Raw genomic sequence first — 19029 nt, forward strand, 5'->3', positions numbered from 1 at the left:
CCCGTCGAGGGCGTGCCGGGCCCTTCCGGGTACGCGGGCAGTCAGGCCGCCGCCCGCCACTCCCGGGCCAGCAGCGCGTAGACCACCTCGTCGGTCCACTCCCCCTTGACGAACTCGTTCTCCCGCAGGTGCGCCTCCCGGCGCATGCCGAGCCGCTCCAGCAACCGGGCCGAGGCGGTGTTGCGGGCGTCCAGCCGGCCGACGATCCGGTGCAGGCCCAGCCCGTCGAAGCCGATCCGCAGCAGTTCCCGGGCCGCCTCGGTGACGTACCCGCGGCCGGTGTGCGCGGGATGCGCCACGTACCCGATCTCGCCCTGCCGGTGCTCCCCGCTGGTCCAGCTCAGCAGCACGTCGCCGACGAACTCGCCGGTGTCCGCGACCGTCACGGCGAGGTTGAGCACGTCGCCGGGGGCGCGCAGCGCGGTCCGCCGGACCAGCCGCTCGATCGCGGCCCGGGCGGCGCCGTCGTCGTACGGCTCGTGGTAGAGGTAGCGGGTGACCTCCGGGCGGCCCCGGTAGTCCCGGAGCACGGTCACGTCCGCGGCGGTGAAGGCGCGCAGCAGCAGACGCTCGGTACGCAACGGCAGATCAGGCACGAACACCCCGGCAGGCTACGTCGGCACTGTCGTCCGGCCCACCCGATTACGCCCCGGCCACCGCGACGGCCCGGTCGGTGGCATGGTCGTACGGTGAGCACCGCACCCACCACCGCCTGGCGCCGGCCGGCTCCCACGGCGGCGCAGTTCCGCGCCGACCTCTGGGTCGGGCTCGCGGTCACCGTGCTGGCCCTGTTCGAGCTGACCCTGGCGTACAGCACCGGGGCGTTCCTGCTCGGGCCGCCGCCGAGCGTCGCCGAGCAGGTCTGGTGGACCGTCGCGGTGACCGCCCCGCTGGCCGTACGGCGGCGCTGGCCCGCCACCGTCGCGGTGATCGTGGCCGTCGCCTTCGTCGCCGGGCAGGCCCGGGCGGTCCCGCTGGCCCAGATCCCGTCGGGCGCGCTGTTCGCCGCCCTGTTCACGCTCGGCGCGTGGGGCACCGACCGGCGGCTGGCCGGGCGGCTGCGGGCCGGCATCATCGTCGCGATGTTCGCCTGGCTCTGGCTGTCCCTCGCGTTGCGGGCCGACCAGATCTCCGCTGCCTCCTTCGCCGACGCCGCCGGCCCGGTGCCGCCGGTGCTCGCCGCAGTGGTGAACGGTGTGCTCTACAACGTGCTGTTCTTCGGCTTCGCCTACTACTCCGGGCAGACCGCCTGGGTGGCCGCGCGCCGCCGGCACGAGCTACGCGAACAGGCCGAGCAGCTGCGCCGCTCCCAGGCGGAGGCGCGCGAGCGCGCGGTGATGGGCGAGCGGGTCCGCATCGCCCGCGAACTGCACGACGTGGTCGCCCACCACGTGTCGGTGATGGGCGTGCAGGCCGCCGCGTGCCGGCGCGTGTTCGACCGGGACCGGGACAAGGCGCGTACCGCGCTGGCCGCCATCGAACAGACGGCCCGCACCTCCGTCGACGAGCTGCGCCGGATGCTCGGCGTGCTGCGCGACCCGGACGCCGCGGCCGGCGCGGTCACCGCGCCGGAGGACACCGCCGGCATCGACCAGGTCCGCGCGCTCGTCGACCGGGCCCGGGAGACCGGGCTACGGGCCGACCTCGGGGTGTACGGGGAGCCGGTGCCGCTGCCGCGCTCGGTGTCGCAGGCGGCGTACCGGATCGTCCAGGAGGCGGTGACGAACGTGGTCAAGCACGCCCACGCCACCACGCTGGACGTGCGCATCCGCTATCTGGCGAGGGAGTTGGAGATCGACGTGAGCGACGACGGGCAGGGCGGCGCGCCGGCGGCCGGGACCGGGCTCGGCCTGATCGGCATGCGGGAGCGGGTCGCCGCCCACGGCGGTGAGGTGGAGGCCGGGCCGCGCCCCGGCGGCGGGTTCCGGGTCCGGGCCCGCATGCCGCTGCCGGTCGAGGCCGCCGGGCGGGCGGCGTGAACGCGCCGGTACGGGTGCTGCTCGTCGACGACCAGCACCTGGTCCGGACCGGTTTCCGGGTCATCCTGGAGGTCGAGGACGACATCGAGGTGGTCGGCGAGGCCGCCGACGGGCAGCGCGCCGTGTCGATGGCGTCCGCGCTGCGGCCGGACGTGGTGCTGATGGACGTGGAGATGCCGGTGCTCGACGGGCTGGAGGCCACGCGCCGGATCACCGCCGACTCGACGCCGGGCGGCCCGGCGGTGCTGATCCTCACCACGTTCGACCGGGACGACTACCTGTTCGCGGCGCTGCGCGCCGGGGCGAGCGGCTTCCTGCTGAAGAACGGCACCCCGGAGGACCTGGTCGAGGCGGTGCGGGTGGTGGCGCGCGGCGAAGGGCTGATCGCGCCGGCGCTGACCCGGCGGGTGATCTCCACGTTCGCCCGGCCCGGCGGGGCGCCGCCGGACCCCCGGCACGACGCGGCGACGGCGGACCTGACCCCGCGCGAGCGGGAGGTGCTGGAGCTGGTCGCGAGCGGCGCCAGCAACGCCGAGATCGCGGACGTGCTGCGCGTCGGCGAGGCGACGGTGAAGACCCACGTCAGCCGCGTCCTGGCCAAGCTGGGGCTGCGTGACCGGGTGCAGGCGGTGGTGTTCGCGTACGAGCACGGGGTGGTCCGGCCCGGCGGATGACGCCGGTCCGCCGCAGGGCGGACCACGTGATCGTTCCGCGGTGGGACGACGGGTGCGGGCGCCGGCCGTAGCGTCGGGATCATGACCAGCGTGCTCCGCCTCGACGGCGTCGACCGCAGCTTCGGCGGCCGTCAGGTGCTCAAAGACGTCTCCTTCGACGTGACCGCCGGGCGCATGACCGGGTTCGTCGGCGGCAACGGCGCCGGCAAGACCACCACCATGCGCATCATCCTCGGCGTGCTCGCCCCGGACGCCGGGCAGGTCACCTGGCGGGGACACCGGCTCACCCGGGAGGACCGGGCCCGGTTCGGCTACATGCCCGAGGAACGCGGCCTCTACCCGAAGATGACGCCCCGCGAGCAGGTGGTCCACCTCGGCCGCCTGTACGGGCTGGACGCCGCCGGGGCGCGCCGCCGCACCGACGCGCTGCTGGAGCGGGTCGGTCTCGGCGAGCGGGCCGACGACCTGCTGGAGACGCTGTCGCTGGGCAACCAGCAGCGCGCGCAGATCGCCGCCGCGCTGGTGCACGACCCGGAGGTGCTGATCCTGGACGAGCCGTTCTCCGGGCTCGACCCGCTCGCCGTCGACATGGTGGTCGCGGTGCTGCGGGAACGTGCCGCCGCCGGAGCGCCGGTGCTGTTCTCCAGCCACCAGCTCGACGTGGTGGAGCGGCTCTGCGACGACCTGGTGCTCATCGCCGGCGGGACGATCCGGGCCGCCGGCGCCCGCGAGGAGCTGCGCGCCGCGTACACGTTGCCCCGGTTCTCGCTCGTGGTGGACGGCGACGCCGGCTGGCTGCGGGACCAGCCCGGCGTGCGGCTGGTCGACCTCGACGGCGCGCGCGCCGTGTTCGAGGTGGACCCGCCCGCCGACGACCAGGCGGTGCTGCGCGCGGCGCTGGAACGCGGCCCGGTACGCGCGTTCGGCCCGGTCACCCCGTCCCTCGCCGAGATCTTCCGAGAGGTCAACCAGTGAACACGTTCCAGGCCACCCGGCTGGTCGCGGCCCGCGAGATCAAGGTCAAGGTCCGCGACAAGACGTTCCTCTACAGCACGCTGATCTTCCTGCTGCTCGCCGTCGTGGCCACCGTGGTGCCGGCGATGCTGAGCAGCGGCCCGTCCACGGTGGCGGTGACCGCGGCCGGCGCCGAACCGCTGCGCGCGGCCGGGCTGGACGTCCTGCTGGTCGCCGACGACGGCGCCGCCGAGCAGGCGGTACGCGACGGCGACGCGGACGCCGCGGTGGTGGCCGGTCCGGTGGTGGTCGCCGACGAGCGGGCCCCGGACGACGTGGTCGCCGCGCTCAGCGCGGCCCCGCAGGTGAAGCTGCTGGACCCGGACGCGGTGGATCCACTCGTCGCGTACCTGGTGCCGTTCGCCTTCGCGTTCGTCTTCTTCTTCATGTCCCAGACGTTCGGGTTGCAGATCGCGCAGAGCGTCACCGAGGAGAAGCAGACCCGGATCGTGGAGATCCTGGTGGCCGCCGTGCCGGCCCGGGCGCTGCTGGCCGGCAAGATCCTCGCCGCGGGCGCGCTGGCGCTGGGACAGATCACGCTGATCGCGGCCGTCGCGCTGATCGGGATGCGCCTGACCGACGGCGGTGACCTGCTGGGCCTGATCGCGCCCGCGATCGGCTGGTTCGTGCCGTTCTTCCTGTGCGGCTTCCTGCTGCTGGCTGCGATGTGGGCGGCGGCCGGCGCGCTGGTGAACCGGCAGGAGGACATCGCCGGGGCGTCCACCCCGGTGCAGCTCGCCGTGATGGCGCCGTTCTTCGCGGTGGTGTTCCTCAACGACAACGCCACCGCGATGCGGGTCCTGTCGTACCTGCCGATCTCCGCGCCCACAGCGATGCCGGTACGGCTGTTCACCGGTGACGCGGCGACGTGGGAGCCGTTCGTGTCGCTGGCGCTGCTGCTGCTCGCGGCGGCCGGGTTCCTGCTCGCCGGGGCCCGGGTCTACGAGGGTTCGCTGCTGCGCACCAACGGGCGGACCTCGGTGCGGGCGGCGTGGCGGCAGCGCGAGCCGATCGGCTGACGACGGCATACGCCGAGCGCCGGCCACCCCGCAGCGGGGAGCCGGCGCTCGGCACGTCGGACCGGGGTCAGCCGACCGCGGCCATCACCTCGTCGGACACGTCGAAGTTGGCGTAGACGTTCTGCACGTCGTCGCAGTCCTCCAGCACGTCGATCAGCTTGAAGATCTTGCGCGCGCCCTCCTCGTCCAGCGGCACGTTCACGCTGGGGATGAGGGAGGACTCGGCCGACTCGTACTCGATGCCGGCGTCCTGCAGCGCGGTGCGGACCGCGATCAGGTCGCCCGGCTCGGACACCACCTCGTACGCCTCGCCGAGGTCGTTGACCTCCTCCGCGCCCGCGTCGAGCACGGCCATCATCACGTCGTCCTCGGTCGTGCCGCCCTTGGGGACGATCACCACGCCCTTGCGGGAGAACATGTACGACACCGAGCCGGCGTCGGCCAGCGAGCCGCCGTTGCGGGTCAGCGCGGTACGCACCTCGGTGGCGGCACGGTTGCGGTTGTCGGTGAGGCACTCGATCAGCATCGCCACGCCGTTCGGGCCGTAACCCTCGTACATGATCGTCTGCCAGTCGGCGCCGCCGGCCTCCAGGCCGGAGCCGCGCTTGACCGCGCGGTCGATGTTGTCGTTCGGGACCGAGTTCTTCTTCGCCTTCTGGATGGCGTCGTAGAGAGTCGGGTTGCCGGCCGGGTCACCACCGCCGGTACGGGCGGCCACCTCGACGTTCTTGATCAGCTTGGCGAACATCTTGCCGCGCTTGGCGTCGATGACCGCCTTCTTGTGCTTGGTCGTCGCCCACTTTGAGTGGCCGGACATCTGTTACCTCCGTTGCTACCCGCCGTCTGCATCGACCGCACCACACGCCCCGCTCCCCCGCCGGCGCACGCCGACGCCGAGGTGCCGTGATCTCTGCTGGGAGCCGCGGCGGGCTGATGGCCCTGCCGAATCTCGGCAATCCTACCGGCGGGGGCCGGGTCACTGTCACGCGCCGCACGGCAGCGGCCCGCCCCGAGCCGCCCGAACCGGCACAATCAGGGACGGACCGGCCGCTCAGCGGCTCGCCCGGACCAGTTCCACGAAGTGGCGGTGCAGGCGCAGGTCGCCGGTCAGCTCCGGGTGGAACGAGGTGGCCAGCAGGTTGCCCTGCCGTACCGCGACGATCCGGTCCGCGGCCGGGCCGTCTGTCACCCGGCCGAGCACCTCGACGTCGGGGCCGACGCGCTCGACCCAGGGCGCCCTGATGAACACGGCGTGGAACGGGCCGCCGTCGACGCCGGTGAGCGCCACCGGCGCCTCGAACGAGTCGACCTGACGGCCGAACGCGTTGCGCCGCACCGTCATGTCGACGCCGGCGAAGCCGCGCTGGTCGGGGCGGCCGTCCAGCACCTCGACGGCCAGCATGATCATGCCGGCGCAGGAGCCGTAGACCGGCATGCCGGCGGCGATCCGCTTGTCGATCGGCTCGCGCATCTCGAAGATGTCCACCAGCTTGCTGATCGTGGTCGACTCGCCGCCGGGCACCACCAGGCCGTCGACCGCGTCCAGCTCGCCGGGGCGCCGCACCGGCCGGGCGTCGGCGCCCGCGCCGGTCAGCGCCGCGACGTGCTCGCGTACGTCGCCCTGCAGCGCGAGCACGCCGATCACCGGTACGGTCACGCCGCTCCTTCCGGGGTGTTAACAAGGGGCCCCGCCTCTACCGGAGGCGTTAACAGGGGGCCCTTCCTTTCACTCACCAGCCGCGCTCGGCGAGGCGGTGCGGCTGCGGGATCTCGTCGACGTTGATGCCGACCATCGCCTCGCCCAGCCCGCGCGACACCTTGGCGAGCACGTCCGGGTCGTCGTGGAACGTGGTCGCCTTGACGATCGCGGCGGCCCGCTGCGCCGGGTTGCCGGACTTGAAGATGCCCGAGCCGACGAAGACGCCCTCGGCGCCGAGCTGCATCATCATGGCCGCGTCGGCGGGGGTCGCGATGCCGCCCGCGGTGAACAGCACGACCGGCAGCTTGCCCTGCTCGGCGACCTCCTTGACCAGCTCGTACGGGGCCTGCAGCTCCTTGGCCGCCACGTACAGCTCGTCGTCGGGCAGCGACTGGAGCCGGCGGATCTCCTGCCGGATCTTGCGCATGTGGGTGGTGGCGTTGGAGACGTCACCGGTGCCCGCCTCACCCTTCGAGCGGATCATCGCGGCGCCCTCGGTGATCCGGCGCAGCGCCTCGCCCAGGTTCGTCGCGCCGCACACGAACGGGACGGTGAACGCCCACTTGTCGATGTGGTTGGCGTAGTCGGCCGGGGTCAGCACCTCGGACTCGTCGACGTAGTCGACGCCGAGCGCCTGGAGGATCTGCGCCTCGACGAAGTGGCCGATCCGGGCCTTGGCCATCACCGGGATCGAGACGGCGGAGATGATGCCGTCGATCATGTCCGGGTCGCTCATCCGGGACACCCCGCCCTGCGCGCGGATGTCGGCCGGCACCCGCTCCAGCGCCATCACGGCCACCGCGCCGGCGTCCTCGGCGATCTTCGCCTGCTCGGGGGTGACCACGTCCATGATCACACCGCCCTTGAGCATCTCGGCCATGCCGCGCTTGACGCGGGCGGTGCCGACGGCGGTGGCGGGGGTCGGGGCTGCGGACTCAGACACGGGACATCGCTCCTCGGCGTGCTCGGGAGGTGACTGCGCAGGAATGCTACGACCGTCGCGACGCCGCTCCGAGCGCCAATCGAACCCCCGGTGGCCTGCCGTGTGGCCCCGGTCACGACCGGCGGTCAGCCGGTGGTCACGTCCGCCGGGGAGGCCAGCGTGGGATCGTCGATGTCGAAGTAGCGGGGCCACTCCCGCCCCCGCCCCATCCGGAACAGCCGCACCACCGGGCGGCTGCGCGCCGAGCGGGCATCCCGGACCAGGTCGGTGTGCACCTGCCGGGCCAGCGCCAGCCGGCGGCTCGCCGCGATCACCGCCGCGCAGCCCGGGTCGTCCGGGTCCAGCCGCACCGCCCGCAACTGCCGGGTCAGGTCGTTCTCGGCCGCCTCGCGCTCCTCCGGGGCGGCGTCGAGCGCGATCCGGGCGGCGGCGTACAGCTCCACGCCGTACCGCTGCTCGGCCAGGACCGCGGCGGCGGCCGCGCGGCGCAGCAGGTGCGCCTCCAGCGCGCGGGCCGCCGAGTCCGCGCGGACCTGCAGCCGCTGCACCCGGCCGGAGGTCCAGATCAGGTACGCCGAGACCAGCCCGAGCACACCGACCGCGCCCACCACCCACCACATGCCCGGCATCGTAGTGCTGCTCCTCATCCCGCCCGCCCGGCGCGGGGCACCGGTCGACGCGCTCGTCACAGCGGCCGCAGCGGCCACCCCGGTCAGCCCAGTCCCGCCCACTCCTGGTCCATGACCCGGCCGTCGGTGGCCTCGATCGCGGCTGCGTATACCTCCAGAACACGGCGGGCAACCACGGGCCAGTCGAAATTCGCCACCACCTGGTCGCCGCAGGCGGTCAGCCCGGCGCGGCGGCCGGCGTCGTCGAGCAGCTCGGACAGCGCGCCGCCCAGCGCCGCCGCGTCGCCGGTCGGGAACAGCTGTCCGGCCCGGCCGCCGTCGAGCACCCGGCGGAACGCGTCCAGGTCGCTGGCGACCACAGTCGTCCCGGCGGCCAGCGCCTCGGTGAGGATCATCCCGAAGGATTCCCCGCCGGTGTTCGGTGCGACGTAGAGGTGCACGCTGCGCAACATGCGTGCCTTGTCCGCCTCGGAGACCAGGCCGAGGAACGTGACCCGGTCGCGCAGGGCGGCCGGGAACCGCCCGTACAGCTCGTCGGCGTCGCCCGGCCCGGCGACCAGCAGGCGCAGCCCGGGGCGGTGCGGCGCGAGCGCGACGAACGCGTCCCGCAGGATCGGGAAACCCTTGCGCGGCTCGGTGAACCGGCCCAGGAAACCCAGCGTGCCGCCGGTGCCCGGCGCGCACTCCCCCGGCCAGCCGGGCAGCGGCGGCACCCCGGCGAACTTCGCCACCGCCACCCCGTTGGGGATCTCCACCGCGCCGCCGTCCATGTGCTCGACCTGCACCTTGCGGGCCAGCGCGCTCACCGCGATCCGGGCGGTGATCCGCTCCAGCACGATCTGCAGCGCGCCCTGCGCGGCCGACAGCACCCGGGAACGGGTCATCGCGGTGTGGAACGTGGCCACCACCGGGCCGCGGGCGCAGAGCACGGCCAGCATCGACAGGCTCGGCGTGAGCGGCTCGTGCACGTGCAGCACGTCGAAGTCGCCCCGGGTGATCCAGCGCCGCACCCGGGCGGTGGAGACCGGGCCGAACGCGATCCGGGCCACCGACCCGTTGTACGGCAGCGGCACCGCCCGCCCGGCCGACACCACGTACGGCGGCAGCGCCGAGTCCTCGTCGGCCGGCGCCAGCACGCTCACCTCGTGGCCGAGCCCGAGCAGCGCCTCGGCCAGGTCCATGACGTGGTTCTGCACCCCGCCCGGCACGTCGAACGAGTACGGGCACACGATGCCGATACGCACTGCGCCCTCCCCCTAGACCGTCCCGGTGGTGGCCGGCGGCGCCGCCGACGTGGGCGTACCGTCCCGGCCCTGGTCCAGCCACATCCGCTGCAACATGTGCCAGTCTTGCGGATGCCGGGCGATGCCCGCCGCCAGACCGTCGGCAATCCGCTGCGTCACCGCGCGGACCCGCTCGTCCAGCGGGGCGCTGTCCGGGTCCGGCAGCGGCAGCGGGCCGTCGATCGACGCGCACGCCGCGTCCGGCTCGTACCACATCGAGGCCACGTAGAGCGGCGCGCCGGTGCGGATCGCCAGCAGCGCCGGCCCGGCCGGCATCCGGGTCCGGCCGCCGAAGAAGTCGACCTCCACGCCCCGGGCCGACAGGTCCCGGTCGGCCAGCAGCGGCACCACGTAGCCGGCGCGCAGGCGGTCCACCAGCACGTCGAACGCGGGACGCGGGCCGCCGGTGTTGGGCAGGATCTCCATGCCCAGCCCTTCCCGGAACCCGACGAACCGCTCGTAGACGCCGTCCGGGAGCCGCTCGGCCACCGTGGTCATCGGCCAGCCGGTGGCCGCCACCCAGGCGCCGGCCGCGTCCCAGTTGCCGGCGTGCGGCAGCGCCACCACCGCGCCCCGCCCGGCCGCCACGTCGGCGGCGAGCAGTTCCTGCCCGTCCAGGCGGAACCCGGCGAGGATCTGCGCCCGGCTCAGGCCGGGCAGCCGGAACGCCTCCATCCAGTACCGGGCGTACGAGCGCAGGCCCTCGCGCACCAGCGCGTCCAGCTCCGCGTCGGGCAGTTCCGGGCCGACCACCCGGCGCAGGTTGGCGCGCAGCCGGCGCGTACCCCCGCCGTCCTTGCGGTGGGCGCGGTCGGCGCCCGCCCGGAAGGCCGCGGCCGCGACGGGCCGGGGCAGCGCCCGGATCAGGCGCCAGCCCGCGACGAAGCCCGCCTCGGTGAGGTTCACTCGACGCCGACCTGCTGGGCCTGGCGGTACACGTGGGCCATCCGCTGCCCGACGGTGAAGATCGAGACGGCGGCGAGCAGCCAGAGCGCGATCTCCAGCGCCAGCGGTACGCCGAGGCCGGTGAGCAGGCCGCCGACGCCGACGATGAGCAGCCGCTCGGTGCGTTCGGCGATGCCCACGTTGCAGGTCATCCCGAGGCCCTCGGCGCGGGCCTTGACGTAGGAGACCAGCCCGCCCGCGGCCAGGCAGATCAGCGCCGCCGCCACGCCCGAGTAGTCGTGCTCGGTGGCCAGCCAGTACGCGACCGCGCCGAACACCGCGCTGTCGGCGACCCGGTCCATGCTCGAGTCGAGGAACGCCCCGAACCGGGTGGACCCGCCGCTCATCCGCGCCATCGTGCCGTCGAGCAGGTCGGTGAGGGCGAAGACCGTGACGATCAGCGCGCCGGCGACCAGATGGCCGCGCGCGCCGAAGCCGAGCGCGCCGACGAGCACGCCGACGGTGCCGGTCACGGTGACCGCGTTGGGGGACACGCCCGCACGCAGCAGCGCACGGGCGATCGGCTCCACGACGCGGGTCATGCCCGCGCGGGCCGTCACTTGGAAGATCTTCGCCATGGCGGTCCCACGATAACGGCCCGCAACCGCCGGGGACACAGCCGGGCACACGACCCGCCCGACGGCCCTTGTGCCCGCACTCGCGCGGGTGTGAGATCGAGCCAGGAGGTGAGCCAGTTCACCGGATCACCGGTCCGCGTTCCCGGCCAGCAGGAGATCACCGGAAGATATCGCCGCGGCGCCCGTCCCGGGTCCGCTCCCCCGTCGCCCGCGGCGGTCGCCACCACCACCGGTTGAGGGAGGTGCGCCGCGATGGCGCAGAAGAACGAGAAGGGTGTCACCGGCGGCGCGCCGGTGGTGACCGAGCCCGGCAGGGTTCGCAACGTGGTGCTCGTCGGGCACTCCGGCGCCGGCAAGACGACTCTCGTCGAGGCGCTGCTGGCCGCCAGCGGCACGATCGGCCGGGCCGGCGCCGTCACCGAGGGCACCACCGTCTGCGACCACGACCCCGCCGCCGTACGGCAGCAGCGCTCGGTCAGCCTGGCCTGCGCGCCGCTGGTGCACCGCGACGTCAAGGTCAACCTGCTGGACACGCCGGGCTACGGCGACTTCGTCGGCGAGCTGCGCGCCGGGCTGCGCGCCGCCGACGCGGCGCTGTTCGTGGTCTCCGCCGTCGACGGCATGGACGCCGCCACGGCCGCCCTGTGGGAGGAGTGCGCCGCCGTCGACATGCCCCGCGCGGTGGCGGTCTCTCGGCTGGACCACCCGCGGGCCGACTTCGACGAGGCGGTGGCGCTGTGCCAGCGCGTCTTCGGCGACAACGTGCTCCCGCTCTACCTGCCCATGCTCGGCGACGACGGCGAGTCGGTGGCCGGCCTGATGGGGCTGATCACCCGCCGGGTGTACGACTACTCGGCCGGGCTGCCGCCGGAGGTACGCGAGCCGGACCCGGAGCACCTGCCGGCCATCCAGGAGTCCCGCAACGAGCTGATCGAGGGGATCATCGCCGAGAGCGAGGACGAGACCCTCATGGACCGCTACCTCGGCGGCGAGGAGATCGACCCCGAGGTGCTCATCACCGACCTGGAGACCGCTGTGGCCCGCGGCCACTTCTACCCGGTGGTGCCGGTCTGCGCGGAGACCGGCGTGGGCCTGGACGCGCTGCTCGACGGCCTGGTCGCGGCGTTCCCGTCGCCGCTGGAGCACGACCTGCCGGCGGTCACCGGCGTGGACGGCTCGCCCCGCCCGCCGCTGACCTGCGACCCGGACGGCCCGCTCGTCGCCGAGGTGGTCAAGACGACAGTCGACAGGCACGTCGGGCGGGTCTCGCTGGTGCGCGTCTTCTCCGGCACGCTCCGCCCCGACCAGGTCATCCACGTGTCCGGTCACGGCATGGCCGAGCGCGGCCACCCCGACCACGACGCCGACGAGCGGGTCGGCCACGTCTACACCCCGCTGGGCGCGACGCTGCGCGAGGTGGCCGCCTGCGTCGCCGGTGACCTGTGCGCGATCACCAAGTCGGGCAGTGCGGAGACCGGCGACACCATCTCCGCCAAGGACGACCCGCTGCTGGTCGCGCCCTGGGAGATGCCCGAGCCGCTGCTGCCGGTGGCGATCGTGGCGCGCAGCCGGGCCGACGAGGACGCGCTGGCCCGCAACCTGTCCCGGCTGGTCGCCGGTGACCCGACGCTGCGGCTGGAACGCAACGCGGAGACCCACCAGCTGGTGCTGTGGTGCATGGGCGAGGCGCACGCCGACGTGGTGCTCGACCGGCTGCGCGGCGGCGGGGTCGAGCTGGACACCGAGCCGGTCCGGGTGCCGCTGCGCGAGACGTTCGGCGCCGCCGCGCGCGGGCACGGCCGGCACGTCAAGCAGTCCGGCGGCCACGGTCAGTACGCGGTCTGCGACATCGAGGTGGAGCCGCTGCCCCGGGGCGCCGGCTTCGAGTTCGTCGACCGGGTGGTCGGCGGCGCGGTCCCGCACAACTACATCCCGTCGGTGGAGAAGGGTGTACGGGCCCAGATGGAACGCGGCCTGGTCGCCGGCTACCCGGTGGTGGACCTGCGGGTGACGCTCGTGGACGGGAAGGCGCACAGCGTCGACTCCTCCGACGCCGCGTTCCAGACCGCCGGCGCGCTGGCGCTGCGTGACGCCGCCGAGAAGGGCCAGCCGACCCTGCTGGAGCCGGTCGACGAGATCACCGTGCGGGTGCCGGACTCGTCGGTCGGCGCGGTGATGGGCGACCTGTCCGGGCGGCGCGGCCGGGTGCTCGGCACCGAGCCGGACCCGGAGGCCGAGGGCCGCACGCTGGTCCGCGCCGAGGTGCCCGCCACGGAGCTGCTGCGGTACGCGGTGGAGCTGCGCTCGATGACCGCCGGCACGGGAACGTTCCGCCGCGAGTTCGCCCGCCACGAGCCCATGCCCGCCCACCTGGCCGACCAGGCCCGCAAGGAGTCCACCTCCCACTGACCCCGCCCGCCCCGCCCACCCGCCCCCGTCGGCGTCGATCTTGCACTTTCAGCCCCCGAAAGGCGAACATTTCGGGCACCTTGAGGGCCGGAACCGCAAGATCGACGCCGACGCCGACGGGGGCGGACCGCTGCGGGGTCAGGGGCGGACGGCGGGGACCGGGGGCATCGGCCAGTGGGGGCGGTCGGCGTCCCGGAGGGCTGCCGAGCGTACCGCCGCCAGCTGCCGCTCCACCTCGGCGAAGTGGTCCGGGGCGAGCGGACCCCAGCTCAGCGCTGCCGCGTTCTCCTCGACCTGGGCGACGGTACGGGCGCCGGGGATCGGCACCGCGCGGTCGCTGCGCGCCCAGATCCACCCGATCGCCCCCTGGGCGAGGGTACGGCCGTCGGCGGTCAACGCGTCGCGGACGGCGGCGACCCGGCGCAGCCACTCCGGGGCGGGCCGGCCGCTGCGGAACCACTCCAGCCAGGTCGGCCCGAGTCCGCGTACGTCGTCGCGGGGCAGCGTCGACTCCGGCGTGTACTTGCCGGTGAGCAGCCCCATCCCGAGCGGTCCCCGGGCCAGGCTGGCCAGGTCGTGCTTGTCGCAGGCGTCGAGCATGGCCGGGGCGTCGCGGAGCACCGACAGCGCGTGCTGCACGGCGGCGGCGCCCCGGGCGACCTGGGCGAACGCGGCGGCCCGGTCGGCCCGGTCGGTACTCCAGCCGTACGCCCGGATCAGGCCGTCGTCCATCAGGTCGTCGAGCGTGCCGATGAGCGCCTCGGCCCGGGGCAGCGGCAGGTCACCGAGGTGCAGCTGGTAGAGGTCGATGTGGTCGGTGCCCAGCCGGCGCAGCGAGTCGGTCACCGCCCGGCGCAGGTAGTGCGGCGAGGCGTTCTCCCCGGTGGCCTGCCGGGCGCTCTCGTCGAACGTGTAGCCGAACTTCGTGGCGATCACGGCCTCGCCGCGCCGCCCGGCGAGCGCCCGGCCGAGCACCCGCTCGCCGTGCCCGGCGCCGTACGTGTCGGCGGTGTCGAACAGCGTGACACCGAGGTCGAGCGCGCGGCGGATCGCGCGTACCGACTCGTCGTCGTCGACCTGGCCCCAGCCCAGCGGGCGGGCGCCCTCGGCCCAGGGGCCGCCGATGGCCCAGCACCCCATACCGAGGGCGCTCACCTCGATGCCGCTGCGCCCCAACTGTCGCTTGTCGACTGCCACCGCCGCATCCTGTCATCTTCCCGGCGATCGCGGGCCGGTTCGTAGCCGAAGAGTCCGGGCGCGGTCACGCCGCGTGACGCCAGGCGGTGGACGTTCGCGGTGAAGCGATATACCTCAGAGTCATAAATATGACTCTGAGGTATATCGGTCCGAGGTCATCCCTCCCGATCCGGCTCTGCGGAGGAACGCCGCCGCCCGGCGAGCCGTCAGCGCGCGTAGGCCAGCAGCACCGGCTCGTCCTGGCCCGGCCAGGAGCCGGTGAGCCCGCCGGAGCCCGGCACCTCGGCCGGTACGGGCCGCCGGACCACCGCAAGCTCGACGTCCCCCACCCGGACCACCGTCACGCCGCCGTCACCCGAGCCGGTCGAAACCGAACCAGCCGACACCGAACCAGCCGAAGCCGGACCGGTCGGCACCGGGCGGCCGGTCCGGCTCCCGGTCAGCGTCATGCTCGCCGGACGCATCTCACGCTTGCCGTCGACCTCGAAATACTCCTCGGCCTGGCCGGCGTCGGCGAGCACTGCGGCAGCAAGCAGCGGCGGGTACACCGGGTCGCCGCAGGCGTCGTACACCCAGCGGCGGCCGAGCACCGAGTGCTCGACGAGACCCACGAAGAAGTCGTCCGCCCCGGCCAGCGGCGCGCCCCGGTAGGTCAGCGGCACCTGGAGCACCGGGCCGTCACCGGCGCGCACGAGCAGCGTCTCGACGCCCACCTCACCGGCCGGATCGTCGAACCGGTACGCCGCGACCCGGGTGACCTCCGCGCCCGCCTCCCCGGCGAACCAGGACCGGCCGGGCAGCCAGGGTACGAGCAGCTCCAGTTTCGAGGGGCGCAGTTCCGCGCGGTGCAGGAGAGCCATGCGCAAGATCGTACTGTCGGAACGGGCCGGCGTCAGGCCGCCGCCCACGCCTTGGCGAGCAGCTCGCGGGTGTCGGCGAGCAGTTGCGGCAGCACCTTCGTCCGGCCGATCACCGGCATGAAGTTGGCGTCGCCGCCCCAGCGCGGCACCACGTGCTGGTGCAGGTGCGCGGCGATGCCCGCGCCCGCCACGCCACCCTGGTTCATGCCCAGGTTGAAGCCGTGCGCGCTGGAGACGTGCCGGACCACCCGCATGGCGGCCTTGGTGAACGCGGCCAGCTCGACCGTCTCCGGCTCGTCCAGCTCGGTGTAGTCGGCCACGTGCCGGTAGGGGCAGACCAGCAGGTGCCCGGGGTTGTACGGGTAGAGGTTGAGCACCGCGAAGACGTGCTCGCCCCGGGCCACCACCAGGGACTCCTCGGCCGGCAGCCCGGGCGCGAGGCAGAACGGGCAGCCGGCCGGCTTCTCGTACCCGCCCTCGGGCCGGTCCTCGCCGGAGATGTAGGTCATCCGGTGCGGCGTCCAGAGCCGGTCCAGCCCGTCCGCCAGACCGTTGTCGCCGCCGTACCCGGTGTCCCGCTCCGCCCCTGTCACACCGGCGATCCTACGATCCGGCCCGCTCGGCGGCAGGACCGGCGTTGGTGCGCGACTCCACCACCTCGCGCACGTGCGCGACCGCCTCGTCGATCGGCACGCCGTTGCGCTGCGAGCCGTCCCGGTAGCGGAACGAGACGGTGCCGGCGGCCACGTCGTCGTCCCCGGCGATCACCATGAACGGGATCTTCTGCTGCTGCGCGTTGCGGATCTTCTTCTGCATCCGGTCGTCGCCCAGGTCCACCTCGGCCCGGACGCCGTGCCGGCGCAGCGTCGCGGCGAAGTCGACCAGGTAGTCGCCGTGCTCCTCGCGGATCGGGATGCCGACCACCTGCACCGGCGCCAGCCAGGCCGGGAACGCGCCCGCGTAGTGCTCGGTGAGCACGCCGATGAACCGCTCGATCGACCCGAACTTGGCGCAGTGGATCATCACCGGCTGCTGCCGGGTGCCGTCGGCGGCCTGGTACTCCAGCCCGAAGCCCTTCGGCTGGTTGAAGTCGTATTGAATCGTCGACATCTGCCAGGTCCGGCCGATGGCGTCCTTGGCCTGCACGGAGATCTTTGGGCCGTAGAACGCCGCGCCGCCCGGGTCCGGCACCAGCTCCAGCCCGGTCTCCAGCGCGCACTGCTCCAGCACGGCGGTGGCGGTCGCCCAGTCCTCGTCGGACCCGACGAACTTGTCCGGCTTCGAGTCGTCGCGGGTCGACAGCTCCAGGTAGAAGTCGTCGATGCCGAAGTCGCGCAGCAGGCTGAGCACGAAGCCGAGCAGGTGCTTGATCTCGGCCGGCGCCTGCTCCTTCGTGCAGTAGGAGTGCGAGTCGTCCTGGGTGAATCCGCGCACCCGGGTCAGGCCGTGGATGACGCCCGACTTCTCGTACCGGTAGACCGTGCCGAACTCGAACAGCCGCAGCGGCAGCTGCCGGTAGGACCGCCCGCGCGACCGGTAGATCAGGTTGTGCATCGGGCAGTTCATGGCCTTGAGGTAGTAGTCGCTGCCCTCCATCTCCATCGGCGGGAACATCGTGTCCTTGTAGTAGGGCAGGTGTCCCGACGTGTGGAAGAGACCTTCCTTGGAGATGTGCGGCGTACCGACGTAGTCGAAGCCCTCCTCGACGTGCCGCGCCCGGACGTAGTCCTCCATCACCCGCTTGAGCACGCCACCCTTGGGGTGGAAGACCGGCAGGCCGGAGCCGATCTCGTCGGGGAAGCTGAACAGGTCGAGGTCCGCGCCGAGCTTGCGGTGGTCGCGGCGGGCGGCCTCCTCCAGGAGCTTCAGGTACGCCTTGAGCTCGTCGCGGGTCGGCCACGCGGTGCCGTACACGCGCTGCAGCTGCGGGTTTTTCTCCGACCCGCGCCAGTACGCGGCGGCCGAGCGCATCAGCTTGAACGCGCCGATCAGCCGGGTGTTCGGCAGGTGCGGGCCGCGGCACAGGTCCGACCAGCAGACCTTGTCCTCGTTCGCGGCGAGGTTGTCGTAGATGGTCAGCTCGCCGCCGCCCACCTCCATCACCTCGGAGGAGTCCAGCCCCTCCCCCTTGACCTCGATCAGCTCCAGCTTGAACGGCTCGGCGGCCAGCTCGGACCGCGCCTCGTCCAGGTCGGCGAACCGGCGGCGGCGGAACCGCTGGCCGGACTTGACGATCTCCTGCATGCGCTTCTCGAGCTTGGCCAGGTCGTCCGGCTGGAACGGCTTGTCGACGCCGAAGTCGTAGTAGAAGCCGTTCTCGATCGGCGGGCCGATGCCGAGCTTCGCCTCCGGGAAGACGTCCTGCACCGCCTGGGCCAGCACGTGCGCGGTGGAGTGGCGCAGCACGTTCAGCCCGTCCGGGCTGTCCAGCGCGACCGGCTCGACCGCGACCTCCTCGGCCGGACGCCAGTCCAGGTCGCGCAGCTGGCCCTGCGGATCGCGGACCACCACGATCGCCTTCGGCCCGCTCATCGGCAGGCCGGCCGCGGCCACCGCGTCGGCCGCCGTGGTCCCGGCGGCGACGACGACGGGGTCGGCCACGACGGGGGTACGGGGTGCGGACACGGTGACTCCTAGTCGTCGACGGTACGGATCGGCCGGTGACCGGCCCCTGCGATGCTATCGGTCGCCCCGAGGCGTGCCGTCGCCGACGCCGCTGCCCGCCGGCAACGAGTTCGGCCCGCGTTGAACCTTTTCGCCCCGCCGCCCGAACTACCAGGTGGGGCCGGAGCCGGACCGGCCCCGGTCGAGATGGATGGGGGCCACGATGAGGATGATTCGTCAGGGCCGGTGGGCGGCGGCGCTGCTGGCCGCCGCGCTCGCCGGAGCGGTGAGCTGGCCGGGCGCGGCGAGCGCGGCCGAGGTCACGGTCACGACCTCTCCCGCCGAGGTACGCCAGGGCGACGCGATCCAGCTGTCTGTGGTGGTGCCGGCGGACCGCCCCGGCACCCGCACCACGAAGATCGAACTGACCATGCCCCCGGACGCCCCGATCGGCGAGGTGTACCCGCTGTCGGTGCCGGACTGGGCGCCGACCATCACCACCCGCACCCTGGACCAGCCGGTCCCCGGCATGCACGCGGCCGAACTGAACCAGGTGACCCATTCGGTGACCTGGCTGCGGGTGCCCGGCACCGGCGCCGGAGCGGCCCGGCTGCCGCTCGGCATGGGTCCGATGCCCGCCACCGACCGGCTCACGTTCACAGTGACCCAGACGTACGCCGACGGCACCGTCGTGCAGTGGGCCGACCCGGCGGGCGGCAAGCACCCGGCGCCGACCGTCGACCTGCTGCCGCCGCTGCCGGGCGCCATGACGCACAACGGCGACCCCGGCGCGAACGGCGCCGGCACGAACGGCGGCGCGCACGGCGGTCACGGCGCGGCGGGCGGGGTGCAGGGCGGGGTGCAGAACGGTGCCCCGAACGGCGCGCCGACGGCCGGCACGGTCGACGACGGGCCGAGCGCGGACCTGCTGCTCGGCGGCGGCCTGCTCGCCGGACTGGCCGGCGGCGCGGCGATCGGCTGGCTGCTCAGCCGCCGCCGGCGCGACGCCATGACCCTGCCGCTCGACGACACCACCGCGGCCCCCGACTGCCGCACACCTCCCGACGCCACCGCGACCCAAGACAGCGTGCCCCGCGTCGGCAACGCGGCCCTCGAGAGCGCGACCTCCGAAGCCGGCGAACCCGTCACCGCCGGCACCGCCTCCACGCGCCCCTGACCGCCGCCCGCCCAGCAAG

General features: G+C 73.8%; 18 protein-coding genes. 6 read left to right on the top strand and 12 right to left on the bottom strand.

What is annotated here, in order from left to right; translation table 11 throughout:
* Positions 1 to 41: 41 nt before the first annotated feature.
* Positions 42 to 602 (bottom strand): GNAT family N-acetyltransferase, encoded by a 561-nt coding sequence (locus tag DQE82_RS16585; protein WP_043324993.1) that lies wholly within the window; start codon positions 600 to 602, stop codon positions 42 to 44.
* A gap of 87 nt (positions 603 to 689) precedes the next feature.
* Between DQE82_RS16585 and DQE82_RS16590 the strand changes: the two genes are divergently transcribed.
* From DQE82_RS16590 to DQE82_RS16605, 4 genes are all read left to right on the top strand, one after another.
* Positions 690 to 1979 (top strand): sensor histidine kinase, encoded by a 1290-nt coding sequence (locus DQE82_RS16590; RefSeq protein WP_043324994.1) that lies wholly within the window; start codon positions 690 to 692, stop codon positions 1977 to 1979.
* Positions 1976 to 2653 (top strand): response regulator transcription factor, encoded by a 678-nt coding sequence (locus tag DQE82_RS16595; RefSeq protein WP_104115898.1) that lies wholly within the window; start codon positions 1976 to 1978, stop codon positions 2651 to 2653. Before DQE82_RS16590 ends, DQE82_RS16595 begins: the two co-directional genes overlap by 4 nt.
* An 81-nt stretch (positions 2654 to 2734) precedes the next feature.
* Positions 2735 to 3628 (top strand): ABC transporter ATP-binding protein, encoded by an 894-nt coding sequence (locus tag DQE82_RS16600; RefSeq protein WP_043324996.1) that lies wholly within the window; start codon positions 2735 to 2737, stop codon positions 3626 to 3628.
* On the top strand, positions 3625 to 4686 hold the full coding sequence (locus DQE82_RS16605; protein ID WP_113973161.1) for an ABC transporter permease: 1062 nt from the start codon (positions 3625 to 3627) through the stop codon (positions 4684 to 4686). Before DQE82_RS16600 ends, DQE82_RS16605 begins: the two co-directional genes overlap by 4 nt.
* Positions 4687 to 4753: 67 nt before the next feature.
* On the opposite strand, the gene DQE82_RS16610 is transcribed toward DQE82_RS16605, so the two are convergent.
* From DQE82_RS16610 to pgsA, 7 genes are all read right to left on the bottom strand, one after another.
* Positions 4754 to 5503, bottom strand: coding sequence for a YebC/PmpR family DNA-binding transcriptional regulator (locus DQE82_RS16610; protein ID WP_043324998.1), 750 nt, complete (start codon positions 5501 to 5503; stop codon positions 4754 to 4756).
* 234 nt (positions 5504 to 5737) lie between these two features.
* A complete protein-coding gene (pdxT, locus tag DQE82_RS16615; RefSeq protein ID WP_043324999.1) occupies positions 5738 to 6343 on the bottom strand; it encodes a pyridoxal 5'-phosphate synthase glutaminase subunit PdxT in 606 nt (201 codons plus the stop codon).
* A gap of 73 nt (positions 6344 to 6416) precedes the next feature.
* Positions 6417 to 7328: a pyridoxal 5'-phosphate synthase lyase subunit PdxS gene (gene pdxS, locus DQE82_RS16620; protein WP_043325000.1), complete on the bottom strand. Its 912-nt coding sequence runs from the start codon at positions 7326 to 7328 to the stop codon at positions 6417 to 6419.
* A gap of 125 nt (positions 7329 to 7453) precedes the next feature.
* Positions 7454 to 7957, bottom strand: coding sequence for a hypothetical protein (locus DQE82_RS16625; RefSeq protein ID WP_043325001.1), 504 nt, complete (start codon positions 7955 to 7957; stop codon positions 7454 to 7456).
* An 83-nt stretch (positions 7958 to 8040) separates the two neighbouring features.
* Positions 8041 to 9201 carry a glycosyltransferase family 4 protein gene (locus tag DQE82_RS16630; RefSeq protein WP_043325002.1) on the bottom strand — a complete coding sequence of 387 codons (1161 nt, stop codon included), beginning with the start codon at positions 9199 to 9201 and terminating at the stop codon, positions 8041 to 8043.
* A 12-nt stretch (positions 9202 to 9213) separates the two neighbouring features.
* The gene (locus DQE82_RS16635; protein ID WP_064448893.1) at positions 9214 to 10146 is read right to left on the bottom strand and encodes a phosphatidylinositol mannoside acyltransferase; all 933 of its coding nucleotides are present in this window, start codon (positions 10144 to 10146) and stop codon (positions 9214 to 9216) included.
* The gene (pgsA, locus tag DQE82_RS16640; RefSeq protein WP_043325003.1) at positions 10143 to 10763 is read right to left on the bottom strand and encodes a phosphatidylinositol phosphate synthase; all 621 of its coding nucleotides are present in this window, start codon (positions 10761 to 10763) and stop codon (positions 10143 to 10145) included. Before pgsA ends, DQE82_RS16635 begins: the two co-directional genes overlap by 4 nt.
* A 252-nt stretch (positions 10764 to 11015) precedes the next feature.
* Here pgsA and DQE82_RS16645 point away from each other — a divergent pair, with 252 nt between their 5' ends.
* Positions 11016 to 13172: an elongation factor G-like protein EF-G2 gene (locus DQE82_RS16645; protein WP_113973162.1), complete on the top strand. Its 2157-nt coding sequence runs from the start codon at positions 11016 to 11018 to the stop codon at positions 13170 to 13172.
* A 138-nt stretch (positions 13173 to 13310) separates the two neighbouring features.
* On the opposite strand, the gene DQE82_RS16650 is transcribed toward DQE82_RS16645, so the two are convergent.
* The 4 genes from DQE82_RS16650 to thrS all read right to left on the bottom strand — a co-directional run bounded on the left by DQE82_RS16650 (position 13311) and on the right by thrS (position 17854).
* Positions 13311 to 14312 (bottom strand): aldo/keto reductase, encoded by a 1002-nt coding sequence (locus tag DQE82_RS16650; protein WP_199496038.1) that lies wholly within the window; start codon positions 14310 to 14312, stop codon positions 13311 to 13313.
* A gap of 263 nt (positions 14313 to 14575) precedes the next feature.
* Entirely contained in the window at positions 14576 to 15229 is a 654-nt protein-coding gene (locus tag DQE82_RS16655; protein ID WP_113973405.1) for a hypothetical protein, read from the bottom strand.
* Positions 15230 to 15261: 32 nt separating this feature from the next.
* A complete protein-coding gene (locus tag DQE82_RS16660) occupies positions 15262 to 15822 on the bottom strand; it encodes an HIT domain-containing protein (protein ID WP_043325006.1) in 561 nt (186 codons plus the stop codon).
* A gap of 10 nt (positions 15823 to 15832) precedes the next feature.
* Entirely contained in the window at positions 15833 to 17854 is a 2022-nt protein-coding gene (gene thrS, locus DQE82_RS16665; RefSeq protein WP_043325007.1) for a threonine--tRNA ligase, read from the bottom strand.
* Positions 17855 to 18056: 202 nt separating this feature from the next.
* Here thrS and DQE82_RS16670 point away from each other — a divergent pair, with 202 nt between their 5' ends.
* On the top strand, positions 18057 to 19010 hold the full coding sequence (locus tag DQE82_RS16670) for a YcnI family protein (RefSeq protein ID WP_116962587.1): 954 nt from the start codon (positions 18057 to 18059) through the stop codon (positions 19008 to 19010).
* Positions 19011 to 19029 lie beyond the last annotated feature (19 nt).

Source organism: Micromonospora sp. LHW51205 (assembly GCF_003315815.1).
GTDB classification, from domain to species: Bacteria; Actinomycetota; Actinomycetes; order Mycobacteriales; family Micromonosporaceae; genus Micromonospora; species Micromonospora chalcea.